Source organism: Pseudoalteromonas luteoviolacea NCIMB 1944, assembly GCF_001625565.1.
Lineage (GTDB): Bacteria > Pseudomonadota > Gammaproteobacteria > Enterobacterales > Alteromonadaceae > Pseudoalteromonas > Pseudoalteromonas luteoviolacea_F.
The window spans coordinates 36032-55750 of record NZ_AUXS01000052.1; the positions used below are offsets into that span (position 1 = coordinate 36032).

Annotated in this window: 12 protein-coding genes and 1 pseudogene; 4 read left to right on the top strand and 9 right to left on the bottom strand. The window is 40.9% G+C overall.

The features are described from left to right. Nucleotides 1–278 precede the first annotated feature (278 nt). The 3 genes from N483_RS19315 (at nt 279) to N483_RS19325 (ending at nt 6689) form a co-directional block, all read left to right on the top strand. Complete coding sequence (locus N483_RS19315) at nt 279–3569, top strand: TonB-dependent receptor (RefSeq protein ID WP_023399090.1); 3291 nt, start codon at nt 279–281, stop codon at nt 3567–3569. Between the two features lie 420 nt (nt 3570–3989). After that, complete coding sequence (locus tag N483_RS19320; RefSeq protein ID WP_023399089.1) at nt 3990–5324, top strand: glycosyl hydrolase family 28-related protein; 1335 nt, start codon at nt 3990–3992, stop codon at nt 5322–5324. A gap of 468 nt (nt 5325–5792) precedes the next feature. Then, entirely contained in the window at nt 5793–6689 is an 897-nt protein-coding gene (locus N483_RS19325) for a heparin lyase I family protein (protein ID WP_023399088.1), read from the top strand. A gap of 284 nt (nt 6690–6973) precedes the next feature. Here N483_RS19325 and N483_RS19330 read toward each other — a convergent pair whose 3' ends face one another. The 5 genes from N483_RS19330 to N483_RS19350 all read right to left on the bottom strand — a co-directional run bounded on the left by N483_RS19330 (nt 6974) and on the right by N483_RS19350 (nt 13935). Beyond that, complete coding sequence (locus N483_RS19330; RefSeq protein WP_023399087.1) at nt 6974–7207, bottom strand: hypothetical protein; 234 nt, start codon at nt 7205–7207, stop codon at nt 6974–6976. A gap of 349 nt (nt 7208–7556) precedes the next feature. After that, nucleotides 7557–9464, bottom strand: coding sequence for an ammonium transporter (amt, locus tag N483_RS19335; RefSeq protein WP_196764416.1), 1908 nt, complete (start codon nt 9462–9464; stop codon nt 7557–7559). A 164-nt stretch (nt 9465–9628) separates the two neighbouring features. Further along, a complete protein-coding gene (locus N483_RS19340; protein WP_023399085.1) occupies nt 9629–10750 on the bottom strand; it encodes an NAD(P)/FAD-dependent oxidoreductase in 1122 nt (373 codons plus the stop codon). A 9-nt stretch (nt 10751–10759) separates the two neighbouring features. Continuing rightward, nucleotides 10760–12916 carry a LodA/GoxA family CTQ-dependent oxidase gene (locus N483_RS19345; RefSeq protein WP_023399084.1) on the bottom strand — a complete coding sequence of 719 codons (2157 nt, stop codon included), beginning with the start codon at nt 12914–12916 and terminating at the stop codon, nt 10760–10762. Nucleotides 12917–12927: 11 nt separating this feature from the next. After that, nucleotides 12928–13935 (bottom strand): ferritin-like domain-containing protein, encoded by a 1008-nt coding sequence (locus tag N483_RS19350; protein ID WP_023399083.1) that lies wholly within the window; start codon nt 13933–13935, stop codon nt 12928–12930. A gap of 510 nt (nt 13936–14445) precedes the next feature. On the opposite strand from N483_RS19350, the gene N483_RS19355 reads away from it, so the two are divergent. Further along, complete coding sequence (locus N483_RS19355; protein ID WP_196764417.1) at nt 14446–16290, top strand: di-heme oxidoredictase family protein; 1845 nt, start codon at nt 14446–14448, stop codon at nt 16288–16290. A gap of 135 nt (nt 16291–16425) precedes the next feature. On the opposite strand, the gene N483_RS19360 is transcribed toward N483_RS19355, so the two are convergent. The 4 genes and pseudogenes from N483_RS19360 to N483_RS27535 form a co-directional block, all read right to left on the bottom strand. Next, nucleotides 16426–16758 carry a hypothetical protein gene (locus N483_RS19360; protein WP_023399081.1) on the bottom strand — a complete coding sequence of 111 codons (333 nt, stop codon included), beginning with the start codon at nt 16756–16758 and terminating at the stop codon, nt 16426–16428. A 529-nt stretch (nt 16759–17287) separates the two neighbouring features. Next, nucleotides 17288–17599 carry a hypothetical protein gene (locus N483_RS19365; RefSeq protein WP_023399080.1) on the bottom strand — a complete coding sequence of 104 codons (312 nt, stop codon included), beginning with the start codon at nt 17597–17599 and terminating at the stop codon, nt 17288–17290. A 691-nt stretch (nt 17600–18290) separates the two neighbouring features. Beyond that, a complete protein-coding gene (locus tag N483_RS19370) occupies nt 18291–18974 on the bottom strand; it encodes a hypothetical protein (protein WP_023399079.1) in 684 nt (227 codons plus the stop codon). A 477-nt stretch (nt 18975–19451) separates the two neighbouring features. Beyond that, nucleotides 19452–19719: pseudogene (locus N483_RS27535) on the bottom strand (transposase); the annotation flags it as partial.

Here is a 19719-nt window from a genome sequence, read left to right on the forward strand (position 1 = left end):
TGACTCAACAATCCGCTTGGTAAACACTCCGATATTAAACCATCGTAATCAAAATACCCTTTGGCAATAGATTCAACTTCTAATTAGTAATTCCTATCGATTGAACTTTACAGCATCAACTCTCAAGGTTAGTCCTAGCTTAGAGTCTAACCATGTTTTGGTGTGAGAAATAAAGTCGTTCGCAGGAGAAGTTTGTTTAAGTCAAATATGTATTGAGCTGAGATTCAAATATTTGACCTTATTAATTTTTAAATACAAAACACACGGGAAACAACACAATGAAAAACGTTCGCTTAACTAAAGTGGCCGGCGCCTTAGCATTAGCTATTGGCGTATCAGCAAGCGCATTCGCTTCTGATACATCATCTGCTATGCGTGGTAAAATCACCACGCCTAACGGAGATGCGGCAGCTAATGTTAAAGTTACAGTTATTCACGAACCAACTGGCACTGTCAGCACATTTACTACCAATGAAGCAGGTGCTTTTATTGCTAAAGGCCTACGCGTAGGCGGACCTTACCGCGTAGTGCTGGACTCGGACAAATACCTAGACGCAGAGCTAGACAATATTTTCCTTCAATTAGGCGACACGCATAGAATCAGCAATCAACTAAAACCGCTACAAACAATTGAAAAAATTGAAGTAAGTGGTTATAAATTGGTGCAACAAGCTGGCGGTTCAAGCAGCGTATTTGGTGAAGATGCAATCAATAACGTTCCTAGCTTCAACAACGACATTAAAGATGTTGCACGCCTAAATCCAATGGCAAGCATTAACGGTAACGGCGAACTTACCATTGCAGGTAACAACCCTAGAACAAACAGTTTAACTGTAGACGGCATTGGTCAAAATGATGATTTTGGCTTGAACTTTGGTGGCTACCCTACTTCACAACCACCTGTTGCTCTAGATGCTGTTGAGCAAATCTCTGTAGATACATCTCCTTTTTCAGCGAAAAAAGGTAACTTTGGTGGCGGTACTATTAACGCTGTAACTAAGTCTGGTTCAAATGAATACACGTTTACTGGTTTTTATGAAACCAGTACGCCTAGCCTGACAGGTAAGCTAGACAATATCTCTGAAGCTAAATACAAAGAAGATGTAAAAGATGCGAATGGTGACACAATTCACCGCGCAGGCTCTAGCATTCTTGATGAGAATGGCCATAAAACGTTTGAGATCTCTAGTACAGATCCTATCGAAACAGAGTCTCGCATGGGCTTCAGTACTGGTGGCGCAATTGTCAAAGACGAGCTGTTCTATTTTGTGAACTACAACTCTTGGAAGCAAGAGATGGACATGGATTACGGCTTTGATGGTTCAGGTACTGCACATGAGTTCGATATCACAGAATCAGATTACAACACGTTTGTTAACACACTAAACAACACCTACGGTATTCAAGATGAACTAGGTGGCAACCCAGAAGATACAAGTGAAAGCTTACTAGTAAAACTGAGCTGGAATATTAGCGACTTACACCGTGCCGATTTCACTTACCAATGGCAAGATGAAAAAGACGACAGAGGCTTTGCAACTGGCGGTAACTCACTAAGCTTGGCATCTAGCCGATATGAGTACACAACTAAGTTCGATAACTTCGCAACCAAGCTATACTCTGATTGGTCTGATGAGTTCTCAACAGAAATTGGCTTAGCGTACAAAAATGTTACCAACGACAGTATCACAAATTCTGATTTAGGCTCGATTGAAGTATTTATTGACGGTGGTAGAGGTGAATCTTTTGAGTTTGGTCGTGACAGATACCGCCATGCAAACAAAAGTGAAACAGAGACTTTCGCGCTGACGTTCGATGCTACGTACTTCATGGGCGATCATGAAATCAACTTTGGTGCGCAACTAGAAAGTAAACGTCTATATAACGTATTCGGTGAAGGTTCAATGGGTACTTGGACATTTGGTAGCCTGGAAGACTTTGCAAATAAAAAGCTGCACGTTATTAAAGACAGAAGAACTGAAATTGAAGATTATCAGTTCTCATATACTAATGCGTACACTAATAACGTAAACGACCTTGCTTATGATGCAACGCGTGAACAGATCGCATTATATATTGAAGACAAGTTTTATTTAACTGATGACCTAGAGATCACAGCGGGTGTTCGTTATGAACGTTTGGCTTCAAGCGATGAGCCAAGGCTTAACGCAGCGTTCCAGAATACTTATGGTTACACAAACCAAGAAAATCTTGATGGCGCGGATATCATCCTGCCACGTATCGGCTTTAAGTATTATGCGACTGACGCATTAACTATCAACGGTGGTATTGGCCGCTTCCAAGGTGGTATTCCAAATGTTTGGTTTAACAACCCTTTCCAAAAAGACGGTTACACACAAGTAGCCGCGACGCAAGCTGCAATCAATGCACACTTTGCTGACGTTGAACAAGTAGACATTACAAAAGTACCTCAAGGGATCCAAGATTCTCTAAAACCAGGTACTGGCAGCACTGCATACACTGATCCAAACTTTGAACTGCCTTCAAGTATTCGTGCACAATTAGGCTTTGAATATGAGTTCGATTCAGAACTACTAGGTGATGGCTTCAAATGGTCTGCGGAAATTGCATACCAAAACAAACAAGACGAAGCGGTATGGCGCAACACATCTATCAAGCCACAGTTAGATGAGAGTGGAAACATTGTTCGCTCTGCGACAGGTCGTATAATCTACGATAGCATTTACTCAGGTGATCTACGTGATAACTACGACATCATGATGACCAATTCTGATCTTGAAGCCAAATCTATCATCATCTCAACAGCAATTGCGAAAGAGTTTGAAAACGGCCTATATGTCTCTGCAAGCTACACAAACCAAGACGTTGAAGACATCGTACCTGGCGGTGCATCGCAAGCAGATGGTAACTACAAGCATACAACTACACACAGTCGTAATGTTGACCTAGTTGGTCGTGGTCACTACGAGGTTGAGCATAGCTTCAAATTGAACCTACGCTACCAAACAGAGTTTATTGATGGCTATGCATCTAAGTTCAATGTTTTCTTCGAACGTCGTTCAGGCCGCCCATTCAGCTACACAATGGGTTCATACAATGACAGCGACTTTGGTGATACACGCGACTTTAACCGCACGTCAGCATACCTAGCTTACATTCCAACTGGTGCCAACGATCCAAAAGTAAATTGGGACGAATCTGGCCTCAGCTGGGAGCAGCTAGAGGCACTTCTTAACCGTGCAGGCATTTCTGAGCGCGGTCAGATCCTTGACAGAAATACGGGCACTCAACCTTGGGTTACAACTATGGATGTCAGCTTTAAACAAGAAATTCCAGGTTTCTATAAAGAGCACAAAGGCGAGATCTATTTCATGATCGAAAACTTTGCAAACTTACTTAATAGCGACTGGGGTATTGAGAAGAAGCTTAGTCACAGTGACCAAAAACTTTATGACTTTGGTGGTTTAGAAAATGGTCAGCTAGTGATCGATGAGCGTTACAAAGGCTCTGATGTTCGTAACTACTCTCAAATTGATAAAGGCTCGTCAGCATGGCAAGCTAAAGTTGGTATCCGCTATACATTTTAATAGCTGAAATTAACTAAATAACTTTATAATGGCCAACAATTGTTGGTCATTTTTATTTATAAGGTATATCAAATACTTTTATATTTCAATCTATAAACATTATCTTTAAAATCCATCAGTGAGAATGCGTTTACTTATTTATAAGTTAGAAATAAACTTCACCCATACAGAACTAAAATTCACAATATTTTCTCACTCATTGATTACTCCACACCTCTATCAATTCCACCTTTAAAAAAACAAAACCCCTAAAGATTAATAAAAAGCATCAAAATAAATTATAAGATGACAATCAAAAATCAAAATGCAGACCCAAAAAATTAATATATTAATAATTATATTATATTCACCCAAACACTATATTAATTGTAAAAATAGTGTACTATTTAAGAGAAACTTAAAACTTAAAAAAGGACTACAATGAATTACCGCAACTCAATATTCTTGCTAAGCTTGTTATCTTCTTCCGCAATTGCTTTTGACGCAAGTGTAATATCAATTACAGACAGCCGTTTTGGTGCAATTGCAAATGATAATATTGACGACACAGTTCAAATTCAAGCTGCTATAAATTATGCTGTAGAAAATAACAAAAGCGTATACATCCCTGCAGGTACTTTTAAAGTTTCAAATACACTTGATGTAACCCAACGCAAAGGAAATCACAACTCTAGAATTAAAATATATGGTGAGAAACGTAACTTATCAAAATTAGAAACTTCCGCCGACATAGCTTTGTTTAAAGTAGCACACGGTGTGGAATTACATAATTTATCTCTGTCTCAAACTGCTGGTTATAAAAAAGGCACTGCAATCGACATTCCGTTTGCAAGTTATAGATCAAACTTCTCGAAGTTAGATATATCCGGGTTCAATACAGGTATTAATGGCAAGTGGGTAATATGGAGTCGCTTTGAAGATTTATTTATCGCCAATGTAAACCTTGGAATTCATTTACATGGTAATGGTGAAGCACCAGCTTATTGGAATACAGAACCAAATGGCTGGTTTAATAACGTTAACGTCTTTGACAACGTGTATGTAGAAAAGTCAGATACTGGCATAAAGTTAGCTGCGATGGGCAGCGACATTGCAAACTCTACGGTACAAAACTCACGAGTAGGTATCGAGATCTATGGACCCGCAGATCATAGGACATGGAATAATCAAATAAGTAACTTTTATGCCGAAGGTGTAAAGACAGTATTTAAAGTAAAAAACTCCAGAACATTGGATATTAATGGCGTGTTTGCCCAAGGTGGTAAAAGCAGTGATCGCGCGTATGCTGTTATAGACGCCGAAAATGGTGGTGTGATTAATATCAAAGGTATGACGGGTCAAGACTGGTGGACTCACAGCGTAGTATTAAAAAATACAAACTTAACAGGACACGTTGCAGCAGTTGGTGGCACTCCAAGTATCGATGCTCAATCAGTTTACTCAAGTAAACAAACCGCTGGTATTAGTCTACCTGCCAACAGCAGCTGGGTTGCACTACCAAGCAGTGTGGCGATCTCTCTTAATAGCACTTACAGAGTAACCGTTACCGGGATCCGTGATGGTTACGAGCCTGTTTTGGAGGAATACACGATATTCAATTGGAATGGTGTGAGCCGTTACGGCAAGATCACCCACAATTCAGGGGTGGGCCGTGTGAAATTTAAAGTTGAAGGTGGTCGACTATACGCACAGTTAGCATATAACGGTGGTAACGGTCTAAGTGGTGGTAAAGTGACTATCGAAAGACTTCACTAAGTTTTTGTGTGAATCTTGGGTGTGCAGTTCAGCGCACCCTACGTTAAAAATATCTACTGCAATTAACCTGTTTATATCTTCTGGAACTCCGACTATTTTTGTTTATCGAATAAGTTACAGTGATACAAGCCTCATAAACGAGTTCATGCCAACACCCCCGCATGCTTCAAACATTCAATAAAGCCAACAAAATAGGCTCTGTTGAGTAACGCATTTCTTATTTAACTAAGCTCCTCAGCTTAAACGTGCCCATGTACTCTTATCCATCAGGCGGATTAATATCTTGAAAATTTAAAATAATTGCAAGTTAGACTTAGACTTCAATATACCGTAACGCTGACCAATGTTTGCAATTATTGAGAAGGCGATATTTATTATCTAGTTCGTTGTTTTAGGTTTTTGTTATACAATTTATTCACCTAATACTTTTTAGGTAAATATATTGATAACTATTAACAAGGAATGATTATGAAATTGATAAATTTATCCCTGACTATTGCAGCCTGTTACTTTTCAACAAATGCAAATGCCATTGAGTATATGAGCTATGGCAGTTTTAACGACCCAATACAATATAATTATCATATACAGGACTGCAATGGTTCTATATCTCAGGGCTACGGCTATGGGTATTATGGCAAAGGGGTCAAGTTTCACCGTAATGGTAATGTAACAACGCCCACATGTCAGTGGAAAGGTCGAACAGAGCTCTATGCCAATAAACTGCAAGATGTGCCTCTCAATGAATATCGTTGGTACGGGTTTAGCTTTAAAGTCGCAGACGACTCGGCATTAGATGGACCGGTTTTGGGCGACAGGTATGCGATCATTCAGCAATTTTGGAGCCCTACAGCGGCTACAGGACCAAAAATGGAGTTTTACCTATCTAAACTAACCGGAAAGCTCACACTCAATTTTAAGCACTCAATTAAGTGCTCATACAGCAACGCCAGTCAGTTTGTAAATTCAGAAGGCGAGTCATTATGTGGTAATGAACGCAATAATAGAAAAATCTATTTCAAATCAATCCCTGTGGAAAAGGGCAAATGGTATTACGTTCGTATGGGTATTAGTGCTGATGCGCCCCTTAATGGTAAAACCGTAGCAAATGGAGACATCAGAGCCGCAGTGAAACAGCAAGGTGGTAGCTGGCAAGCATTTTCTTATTATGGCCCCAATGGCAGAACGAACTACTTCAAAACATTCACCCATGAGCTAACAGCCAATGGACGTTCAGTGCAACCGAACAGTTTCAAATTTGGTTGGTATGGTCCGGCAAGGCCTAATTCTTCTGGTGTGATCTACTTCGATGAAGTTTACTCCAATAGCTATTTTGGTGGTCTACCTAGTCAGTATAGAAATTAAGAACATACTTAGTATTAATGTGGGCTATGCCCATATTAATACTTATTCACAGCCCACTGATTATCTATCAGTGTTTTGCAAAACCAATAGCGGAAAAAGTTACATTACCAATGTCTGGGCTCGTCGGAGTCAGAGTTTCACAGAAACTAAAGTCAGCGCGATTGATGGTAAAGAAAGCGTTTATTTTCTCACTATGTTCTTAAGTTTCAACTCAAAGAAAAATAATAAGCCCCGAGCGGGAGCTTATTAAGTTGTACTCATTCATTATATCTACAGTCGCAAAACTATCTGTAGTATATTTTCTGAATTCTAAATTGGCCTCCATCGGCGGTACATCTTTGGATAATGCTTCTTATCTGAGAGCTGGTATCCGCAATTTCGTACCACATCATATCACCAGTGCTTGTCGCATAGCAGCCAACATGATAATACGCTAAATCGGTAACTGACTTGGCAGACGCTGGCATTGCAGCGCCAAGTGTCATTGCAGCACTTAAGAATACAGATGCTAATTTCATTAATTATTCTCCTTTTATTGATTAGCATGTATTTTTTATACCTAAATTTACAAAATGTAAAGAAACTTGTCACAATCATATTTCTTTAAACAGTGTGCTTAACATCCTAAAAAGCGGATTAATTGTGAGCTAAGCTCAGTGTTAAACACATCACTCAAACAGCCTTTATTGACTCTATTTATTGCGCCTTACGTACCGTTTAACCTGTGTATTTAACGTAAGTTGGCCATATACCGAGTTGCTAACCTAAAGGGAGAACACTAAAACTCTGTTTATATTGGCACTCCATTTTCCGCAACAGGTTTCAGATACGACTTTACTCATGGCGCAATGTCACCCAATTCCAAGTTCAATTTGTTGCTGCTTGATCACTAAATCGCACTTGGTTTCGACCATTACTTTTGGCTTGAAATAAAGCCATGTCTGCATCATCGAATAAAGTCTGAAGATTTACTTCATTTGTATGACTCCAACGGGCACCTCCAATACTGACGGTGACAAATTCACCTTGCCCAGCACAGTGCGGTATTTTAAGCGCACTGACTTCTTTACGTATTTTTTCAGCTAAACTCTGTGCCGTTTTTTGACTTGTGTTTGGAAGAATAATGGCAAACTCCTCTCCGCCTATTCGCGCCAGCAAGCCATTTTTTACCGTTAATTTGCTAGATAGCGCTTGGCAAACATTTTGTAAACAATAATCCCCTAGTTGATGACCATAGTGATCGTTATATTGTTTAAAATTATCGACATCAATCACCAAAAGACAAAAATCTAAATTGGACTTTTTACTTTTTTCCAAAGTCTCCGCAAGCACATTTTCATAAACACGTCGATTGGCAATCCCAGTTAAGGGATCCAAACTCGCAAGGCGCAACAACTCCTCCTCACGAGCCTTAAAGTGCCTGCTAGTATGATCTAAGAGATAATTGTAAGTCATGCACAATGACGCGTTGTTTGACCCATGTTCAACGTTAAGGTGTTGGGGCGTACTCTCATTTTTGGCGATATTGTCGAACTGCTCCATTAAGTCAATCAGTTCATCTTTCATGCCGTGTTCACCAAAGTTCAAGCCTATCGTTTCTGTTTGAGCGGAAACTCGCAGAGGGTGCACTTTATTTACCAGCCATAAAAAAATTGCGCCTATGGAACATACCCAAATTGCACATGCAGCCACTCCCACCAACTGTACAATAAGCTGCTCTGAGTGCGTTTCAAGTTTTAGCTTTTCCAATGGCACAAACAGCGCTACGGCTACAGTCCCCCAAATCCCTCCTCCTAAATGAACGGGAACCGCACTCACAACATCGTCAATTTTGAACTTTTCCAAGAGATCGCCAAGCAGCACACTAATACAGCCAGAAATTGCACCTATTACAATCGCCGAAGGTAAGTTTACTAGATCTGCACTGGCAGAAATTGCGACCAGTCCAGCAAGAAGCCCGTTCAATACATAACGTATTCCTTGCATAGAATGTAAATTCCAAGACAATAGCAGTGCACTCACGCCACCTGCACATGCGGATAGAGCTGTATTTGAAAACACCCGAGCCAATTCTGTGCTGGGTGTATGTATGCTGCCGCCATTAAATCCAAACCACCCGATAAAAAGTAAAAAGGTCCCCAGTGCCGATAGGGGTAAGTTTTGGCAATACATTTCTTTTGGTTCACCCTCTCGGGTAAACCGCCCTAACCTAGGCCCCACGACAACAAGTGCAATTAAAGCTATCCACCCTCCTACGGAATGAACAACGGTTGCGCCCGCGAAATCGATAAAGCCAAGCTCAATAAGCCAGCCCATGGGGGCCTGTTCAAAGTGTTTACCATGCCAAATCCAATGGCCAACGATTGGAAATAATGCCGTCGCGGTGAGAAAAGAGCAGATAATGTAACCGGAAAATCGCATCCTCTCAGCCACCGCGCCGGATAAAATAGTCGCCGCAGTGCCACAAAACATCATCTGGAATAAGAAGTACGCTAAGATTGAAGGGTTGTCATAGCTATCCAATGCAAATTGATTGGTACCGAAGAATCCACCAGCACTGGCTCCGTACATCAATCCATATCCGACTAACCAAAAGCAAACACCGCTGATGCAAAAATCTGCAACGTTTTTCAAAGCAACATTAATGTTGTTTTTACTTCGAACCAATCCACTTTCTAAGCAAGTAAACCCAGGTTGCATTAAAAGCACAAGCGCGGTGCAAAGCAACGTCCACGTGATAGATATCGTATGTGGGTCGATCTCGATATTTAGCAAAGATGCCCCAAACGTTTAGTGACTCGTATAACGAGCTTAGACAAGCTCCTTATATTTCTCCACATAAGCTAACGATTCTGTTATTAAACAGTCTAGCTAGCCCTGCTTTTGTGCATTTTATGTATGAGCGATTGTTCAAAGCATCGCGTTTACGCATGTATTACCTATCCATATTTTAACCCAGCTAGATAAGCGCGCCGTTTAGCCCAAAATTCGGCTTCCTGCCAACGTTGTTCCTGCCCATAAAAATAGTCCCTTTGCTCAAGGTAATTAACAAAGTCTTTGACGACTTTATTGCGATACTCCGTCAGTCCCTCGGGGTCTCCATCTAACCATTGAACAATTGCCTTAGCTGCCTGTAGGCCATTTGCAAGAGCTTTGTATATACCTTGAGAGCTAATTGGATCATAGCAAGCAGCAGCATCACCCACTGCAAGCCAGCCGTTTCCTGCAGGAGGGCTCAATAAACTAGAGGGTGTTTTCCAATTATTTAGTCGATTAGGGGACACTGTGCCCTCAATTCGACTATTGATATGTATGCTATTTTTGAGTAAGGAATACCAGTTTTCAGGCTGTTTTAACCTAAGCTTTTTTGCCAGCGCAATATCCGTGGTCAAGCTAACAACCTGTAAATTGTTAGGTAGTGAAGCACAATACCACCAACCATGCTCGACCGCTTCTAACAGGGTCAACTTATTCTCATTCAAGCGAGTGTCTTGACAGTCAAAATACGCTGCAAAGCTCACCATCAAATCTTGCATATTCACCGTAGCACCAAACTTTCGCGCAACTTTTGCAGACTGCCCCGTTGCATCGACGACAAAACGGCAACAAACATCAGGGTGGTTCTCAAATGACAACTTGATTGGGTATAAGTCATTTTTCATCACCGATAAATTGTCAAACCGTGTGTTATCAACTAGAACACCAGATAAGGCTTTAAATTGTCGAGCCATAAACAAATCAAATTGGCTCCGATCTAAATGCCAGCCAGCTCCATAGGGATTAAATAGGTTGTCGTTAAACCCCAGTTGCGTGCTTCCCCAGCACGAATAACTACCTAAACACGGTTCATGATGTTGCAAAGAGAACGCATCAAATATCTTCAAACGCTGTAACAGGGTTTGAGTATTTGGCGGAATACTCTCTCCTATTTTCGGCTTTGAATATGAGCCCGCTTCAACAATAAAAACACTATCAATGCCCATGTTCTTAAGCGCGATCCCTGTTGCAGTACCAGCAGGACCGCCTCCAATAATGGCAACTTCGAAACAAAAATCGCGCATAATCTCTCCTTACTTCTTGCGAGTCGCAGTACCGCTGCCACCTATCAAAGGCCATGGTTTAGGCGCAGCTAACTCAGGCTCATCCCCATGCAGCATACTTTCGACTTCGAGATAAACATGCTCTGAATACTCCCTGCCGTCATCAATGACAGTACCTTGAACAACAACGCCAATATCATCCCATTTAGTCAACATTTCTCGGTATTCCCAAAAGCGACCGGCATTGGCTAAATCATGTTTATCAGTTGGCGTATTCTCCAGTGGGTAAGTTCCTTTTCCTCTAACGGAGTATCGCTGTGCAGGTAGATCTTTGGCATTAATATCATAGTCATGCGCAACATATACGGTTACAGGGCGCTGAGCCGGCCAAGACCAATAAAGGGTTTCTGAATTCAAGTCGTTGGGAGACGTTTGGTGAATTGCACAAGAGTTGTAATCGGCATGCCAAGGCAACGCCATAAACTTAGTCGCGTCTCCTGGTTCCAAACCTAAATGCTCAACACCTTCATGCCTTGGTATCCAACCTAACCCTAAAAACGCTGTATTGGCATTATTTATCGCAGCATAGTTAAGTGGTTTGTGTTTTATCCGAAATGGACCGGCGCCAGTCTGCCAATCCTGATACATGGCTGTTTCTCTAATGATCCATGTCATATCAATTCCAGGGCTAAACCGACCTCCCAGACAATTTTGCAATGTAGCTCGGTCGAGATATTCGCCTTCACCTAACTTTTGCGTGTAGCTCTCTACATAATTGTGATTTGACCAACTATGTAAGAACTGATATTGCGTAACCGTTGGTGTCAAAAATGGCTTTCCTCCCGCTTCGCTCGAATCCCCGAGCGATAACGGCATAAGTGGCGCACCTTCGTCAATTGACTGTGATCGCCACGTCGCCTCAGTACCGGGGTTAGGTTGGCGGATATAGGCTAAACCAGCAAGAATTGTCGTGTCGGGATCATCGTTTGCGGTGATCTCATCTACAGACTTATGTGCTTGTATCGCAATTTCCGGAAGATAGGCATTCCAAAGTTGCTGCCCTGTCGCTTTAAAAATAGGTTTGATGTGATCATCAAATGCAGGTTTGTACTCAGGGTTAAAGCGACCATTGCAAAACACATCAGGTTGCAAGTTTAACTTTCTCACAAACGTGTCATACGCCTCATCAAAAAGTGATACTACGTTTAAGGTTTGAGGTGCGTAACTCGGATCTGTTACAACAACCCAGCCGCCAAAAACTTCTTCGCAAGAGCCATCTTCAAACTCAATCACTGCTGTTACAGGACCATCCGATGTGTCGTCAAACCATTGGTCATTATTAACCGGCCCATCAATGGGAACGGGATTATCTTTGCTATCAAGCCGCCAACCAACTGCTTTACCATAGCCACCCGCCACGATTAGCCTACCGCAACTGTCTGTTAGCACGTTTCCTAAGCTGGTTATCCCCCTTGCTTCTCTACTTTTTTGAAGCGGCTTTCCTGTACAGAGCTTGGTGTCTTCACCCTTTTTTGGAATATCTAAATGGTCAAAGTGCATAAAAGGAAAGGAAAATGGGTAATCTGCAACACTGACTGTTTCGGCACCTTTTAAATATGCTGCCTGTGTGTGGCTTTCACTGTCGAACTGTGCAAGATCATTGTTTTGATCGACCACTCTTGGTCCAGCATCAATTACCAAACGGCGCAAACGGCTCTCATTGTAGGGGTCTAAGCCTTCAGGTAAATTTCTTAATACTGGAAAGTTTCCGTTTTCATAAGCAACAACACCATGATCATCGTCGTTGACAAACCATGCCGATTTTTTATTGGCTAAGTGCACACACCATTTAATATTTTTAACTGTCTTCCCTTGGATCTGAGACCCTATTGTCACTTCTTGTTCAGAAGCCTGTTCGGGGTAGCTTGGCTTATCAAGGTCGCTATATGCAAAGACTCTAAAACGTGCAGCTTGTCGCTTAAATGCTCCTTGTTGATCTCTCAGCTGGCTACTTTTGATGACCTCTCCAGTATCTGGGTCGAGCGGCAATCCGCCCTTTGTTTTATCTTCAGGCTTTCCTGGTTGAGGTAACGCCGCGATAGACTCTGGCGCAAGGTAATATTCTTCACTGTTTCCAACACGTGCAATGCCAATGGCTGGATGAACTCTAAATATTGTTTTAGACATACTCATGTTCCTTATGATTCATTGGACATCGAAAAAACAGGTAGTACACCGTTTTGCCAACACGCGGATATCGCCGCGCCATTTTTGTACATCACAGTGGCAAAGTCTTTGGGCGTGTTACCTGTGGTGAATGTTTCATTCATAATCAACAGAAACTCATTGAAGTGAGAAAGTTGAATTTCCTGTAATTTTTTCTGCCGCTCGCCATAGGGTTCTATTGCAAATGTTTCGGGCAGTGGCTGCTTGAGCATATAAGTAAACTTCTCGTAGTGATCCCACGTTGGTTGAACGTCATCAACACGATTCTGATATTCAGGAGGGACATATTGTGCATCCTTGGCAACGCCCTCCCCTTGATCGACGATCAGATTGATTAGGTTATTCACTTGAGGAAGTCCCTGTTCACGAGACTCTGTAATGGTCAACTGCGTATCCGGATAGAAGCGTTCAAAATGATTAATTTGTTTATGGTTACCTTGAATACATTCTCTTAAATGATAGCAACCGTTTGCTATTGCACTATACAGCTCACCAATTGAACCATACTCATCGGATACCTGTGTGCTATCCGGCGCTGACCAATCCGGATACTCAATGATGCACATGGTATTTAATCTTTGAATATCAAAAGCACCAATGGCGGTTGAATAAGGGTAGTAAATATCTTTGGGGTTGGGTGTATCTAAGTCAAAGTCTAGATGTGGGATCTCTCCTCCGTACATTGGGGCACATATTTGAAGTTCTGTCCCATAGGCATTGGCGATGTTGGCAGCACTTTGCATATGCAGCATTTCTTGGTTAACGATAGACTTTATAAGTCGCCCAGCTTCGGTTGATTGATCCTTTATCGAATACATTGCCGCCATATAAAACGGGATTGTATACAGTTCAACATCAACCGCCCATTTAAGATGCTCGTGCAGAGCATCCAATGTCCAGAGATCATCTCTAGCCACTTTTTTAGGTTTAATGAGCTTTTTTGCCTTTAGCAAGGGCGAAGCATTGACAAGTTTTATCATGATAATTCCTTTATGGGTTTAGCTTGTCGCAAACCCACTTAATGCCATCCCCAGTCGCATCTATGGATCAATGCAAACTCTAAAGACATCGAGCGTAACTTTACGAACAAACTTTGACGGTACATAAGGAGTAAATGAGGAGCGAACCACGTTGACACGATCAAAAATGACTGTTCAAACAAAACACTAACCAACACGTAGCGTACTTGTTGAGTAACACCAATTTTGTCAAAAATGTATCGGGTAAAGTAGATGCGCGCCCCTCGATTGCTACTTACCTCATCGAAACCTTAGACTCGATATATCAAAATGCCAGTCAATTAACCTTACACTTTATTACACCAGCGGACGGACTTAATGTAACAAGATGTAATACCTTAAATCAGGCGGTGCGATACGCTTGAATGGGGCTGTTCTTGGCAAGAATAGTTTGATTTGAGACACAATGAGCAAGGGACTATGATGAAACACCGTCTGAACACATCAAGGGCCACGCTAAAGCTAGGCACAATGTCTGTTATACTAGTAAGCACAGTTGTTGGCTGCAACATATTTACCAATGAAGAGAAACCTGAAGAGCCAAACACATTTCAGTTTTCGGATTCTGGGATACGTAAAATTTCACCGGATCTCTACGTCGCTTTCCCAAAAGGAGGAAATGAGACCCCGCAGCGCGTTCCGAGTATAGATCAAGATACGCTACTAGCCGGTGGATATTCTCTAAATGAACTGCTTGAAGCTGGACAAAACCAGTTTAATGTTCCGTTTGACCCAGCCAATGGCCATGGCGAAGGCGCACAGGGCCCTAGATCTAAGCAAAGGTACATATGGAATAACCGGGGTGGTACCGATAAAGACCCAGCTGCGTGGCCATTTTTAAGAGTGAATGGTCTTGATTCACAAAGCTGTTTTGAATGCCACAATACCATTGGACAATACACACCAAACGACGCTAAAACGATTGCTCAGGTTCGAAAACCTGCGACACAAGGGGGCTCTGCTGCTGTAGCCAGCAATGCTTTTATTAATGATCAGTTTCCAGAAGAGCTCTATCAATTACTGGGAACTGATCCAAACACCAAAGCGGTTATGACCAAGTTCGTACGCAATCCACCTCATGTATTCGGTACGGGTTATACCCAACGGTTAGCGACGGAGATGACAACCGAATTACAGGCTCAGGTAGAAGCGACCAAAATGGTTGCTCGATTGTATCGAAACGACACTCAGAGTATTCAATTGACATCTAAAGGCATTAAATTCGGACGTTACTCTGTCACCTGTAAAAAGGGCGGAATTGATGACTGTGATGAAAACACTTCAAAAGTTGTCGGCGTGCAGAAAGACTTTGTTGTTCGCCCGTTCCAATGGGGTGGAATTTCCTCTACGGTCAGACACTTTGCTCGCGACGCATTAGACTTTCACTTCAGCGTTCAAGCTGTTGAGAAAGTTGGCAACAAGGATTGTGACCAAGATGGTCTTATTGATGAGATCACAGTAGGCAACGTGACTGCTCTCACAGCATATGTCAGTATGTTTAGACCGCCTATTCAGCCAGTTTACGACGACAAAAGCGCACAAGTGCCACCTGGTAAAGCGCTCTTTGAACAGGTTGGCTGTATAAACTGCCACACTTCTAGTTTGACAATAGACAACCCGACACTGACCATAATGACCCCTCCTGATGTGCCTGACGATGAAGCCTGTCCCCGTGAAGTTGCACAACTGATCAACCCAGCTGATCGACTTTCTGGTGCAGCGAAAGAAGCCATGCTACAAATCGAGCATGCATTTCAAAACCAGTCAGTGTTAGCATTAACTCGCTCAAATACACTAATTACCCCTGAAAAACTGTATCAAACCGCATTACCGCACCTTCACACGACTCACGTCAAACATTTAGCCGAAGGTAACTATCAAATTGATTTGAATCTCTCCGGATATGCCCACAACCAAGTACCAGATTATGTGTGGCCTAGGCTATTTAGCGAAAATGGGGCTTCGACTTCAGTACCTTTGTACAGTGACTTGAAACTTCATTTTATGGGCAAAAAACTGTCTGATAATTACCCGCAACCAACTGATACTAAGGGATATGCAGCTCAACCTGGTGTCTATGTAACACGACCACTTTGGGGGGTCGGTGACACCGCGCCTTACATGCATGATGGTCGAGCGAGGACTTTGCTCGAAGCCATACAGTTGCACGGTGCCGAAGGAAGTGAGGCGAAAAAAGAATTCGACAACTTCAACAATCTTTCAGCAAAAGAGCAACAAGCGCTCATTGAGTTTTTAGAGAGCCTTAAACTCCCCATACAAGAAGGTGTATCTGAAGTGCAGTACGTGAGCAAGTAGAAGTGCTGTTAGTGGAAAGAAGTTTATAAAGTACTGGTTATTAAAACACTATTTTTTAACTATGCCTTATACTAATTAAAAAACTTAAGTGGCTAGTAACATTAGCCACTTAATCAAGATGATTTACTGCCTTTATCATTGCTTTAAGTTAATTGACCTAAAGTTAGTCACACCGGTGTAAATAGAACACCCATCGTAACCTGTTATAGTTACGCTTTTTCCGGATGCATACGCAGTCAAGATCAAGCTCATATACTTATCGCCTGCAGCAGTTGAAGTGTCTAATACATAATCAAAGTTTGTGTTTGTATGGCAGGAAGGTTTTTTGATAAGTGAACCTTCAACTTTTATAAATAACTTATCACCATACACAGGCCCAGATAATACAGATGTGATTTTTCCAGTGTGACTTGGTGTCGCAAAACTTAGTCCACTATAAAGCGCCAATAGTACAATTAACAGTCTCATATACATACCCTTTTATAAAGGTTGAAATTATATACAAAAAAGAGTTAAAAATTAAAATTAAATTTAAATTAAATTAACTTACCTTACAACACACCCAAAAGCGAGGGCTATATTTAAAATTCGAACTTATAAGGGAAACTCAACATATATAATAAATTTCGGTTAAAATGCAATCAGCTACTATTTTAAATGCTCGATTTCTTATGCAAAGAACTCCCTTCTAGCCTATTAAACTCTATTGTGACTATCACTTCACCGTCACCAGTAAGCAACAAATTATATCTGCACTTAGAACTTGGCAAGTTACGCTCCTGTTTGCGTCTTTCGTGCTCTTCAGCTGTCTTAATTTTATGTAATCCAGAACCATTACCTGCATACAAAAAAGCACGGTATCCATACCGTGCTATTAGGCAGTATTAGGGCGATCTCATGACTCTTTTCGCTTCTCGTCAAACTCCAGAATAACCTGCATATTTAGACAAAGGAAAATGAGTACGAAATAAGCATTAAGTTGAGCCTAAGTTATACTTTAACCCTGAACAGAGACAATTCTGATATCGCTATATTTATCATCTGAATAGTCCCAGTACCTTACCCACACATTCGCGCCGGCAACCTTGGCAGCTAGTGCTGTAGAATACATCATTTCAGCTCGTTTCTCCCCAACTTTACCGAGTCGAATCCAATCGCTGCTTGAATCAATTCTTATTAATAGGTCATCATATGAATTTATATAGACATGAGTAATTTTTGCATTGAAATCATTTTTTTGTTCCGCAGCAGCTTGGAAAGTAAGAAGGGAAAACGCAAATATTACGCTTGGGATTAATTTTTTTATCATTATTTAAACCTTTAGATATAAAGTAGATTGTGCACCAGTTTTCATTTTAAAAACACGAGTAACATATCGATTTGAAAACATTGAGAGTTTGGATATATAGAAGTAATTCAACACCAAATCTCCCTTTCAAAAATCTCATCACCTTCAATGCTTATATGATTCGCTTGATAGACAAGCTAGAAAACCGTTTTACCCATTTGAATCTGTATAAAATGCGATCTTATACAACTTATAAGCAAGGCTTGCCATGTTAACAAAAATAAAAATGAATTAAAGCATAATATCTTAAGTATCTTCATCAATTCTATTAAACGGAAGTTTTTATGGAAAAACTGCGAGCATTAAGCTTTAGCAGGACATTAGCCTACCAATAATTCCTATACACTAAACTTATAGTTAAAGATAATTGAGGTAGAAATCGTGATAATGACGAGTAACGCTTTAAGTCTATGTGAGTTGAAATAAGCTCTTGCTATAGAATTAGCGATTTGACTCAGTGAAGTAGTCAAACGGTTAATAGAAGAAACCGGCCAGTAGGTATTAAAGTGAAATATAACGAGGCAGTAATACTGCCTCGTTGGAGTTGCTTAACATGACATAAATGAAGTTTCCATATATGTCATGCTTATATTGCCACCTAAGAGACAAACTTGATTTGTCCCTTGCTAATTACTGCCTATTTTACAATCATCTAACGTACCATTTTTATTACAGAATAGTTTTTGATGTCGTTTACCGTCCAAGAGTTTACGCCAAGGGATTTACCAAGTGAAAGAGCACCGGCACCAAACTCATTTTTATCACTGAGAACCCAAGTATCATGACTCCCTCCTTTTGAGAACGCTACTAAGCCACCCTTAAGTGTAAAATAGTATGTATATATTATCTCTCTACTATTTTGCAGCATTGCATTTATAACGAAAACTTTTCCAAACTCTCTCAGCGTAGGGATATCTTGAAGCCCTCCATTTGAGTAATTCAAAGAGTTATGCGACCAGTGACGTTCTGACTGAAATTTAGAAATTGGAATAGCCAGCTTGATTGACGGAATACATAAATACTTGTGCGAATACTCAACACAATCCAACTCTTGATAAAAGTCATAACTACCGGGCCAACCAATTCCCGGAGAGTTTACACTTTCGCTTTCGAAATTAATCTCATCATTTTTAATATCCATATAAACAGATAAAGTATAACGGTTCTCGAGCTTACCTTTTTTAGAACTACTCAAACCCGTTTTTACGTAATGGAATTTTATTTTAGCTGAATCCACCGTATTTAAGCTCTCCGATGATTGCTGTTTGGCCTTACAGCCCATCATTAAGGTGCTACCAACAACGAGCGGCAATATTAAAACCCTACTTAATCGCATATTTAAAAGCCCCTAATCTCTTTTAAGAATGAATCTGCCCTTTTTTCTTCCAGCTTTTGAAATTTCGGGCCTGTCAGCCCTATCGGATCCGTCTGATTAAAAGTGTGTGCCATCTCATGAAGAGCTAGGTCATAAAGCCCATCCATTCCAGCTCTCATAGTCGCGTGATAACCTAACTTCTTCTCATATTTAGAAACCTTTTTCTTTTTCTGAAAGTTTGACATTGATGAAGCAGAGTAATGAATTACTGAACTAAACTCAGCGCTGACAATTTAACATGACATCCAAATCTATTTATACCAATGCAACACCCCTGCTAATTTCAAAACAGAAATAAACCTCTAAAAATACTCAATTCGCGTTGATTACTCAGATATGTTGTTTAATTTTATATGTTTTCAGGGGGTTAAGACGAAACTAACCATATAACTTTTAAAAAGTTACAATTAATTTTCGGTATTTAATGCGCATTAAGGACTAAGCAAGCAATTCACTACACTGCTTCAAATTGCCTCGTCGCCTTAGCTTTAAATGCTCACAGTATTTTTGTTTTGCGCCTGGTCTGCCAACTGACCCTTTAAAGACTTTGGTAAACTTAGTGGTTAGTTTTAACCAATTCTCTGGTTGTATGTTAAGCCTTGCTAAGATGGGCTGAGTGTCTGTGATAAACCCGCGCTTACCTTCGCGAATACAACGCCCCGTCAAATCAACGAGTTCTAAGTAATATTTAAATTCAAACGGTAAC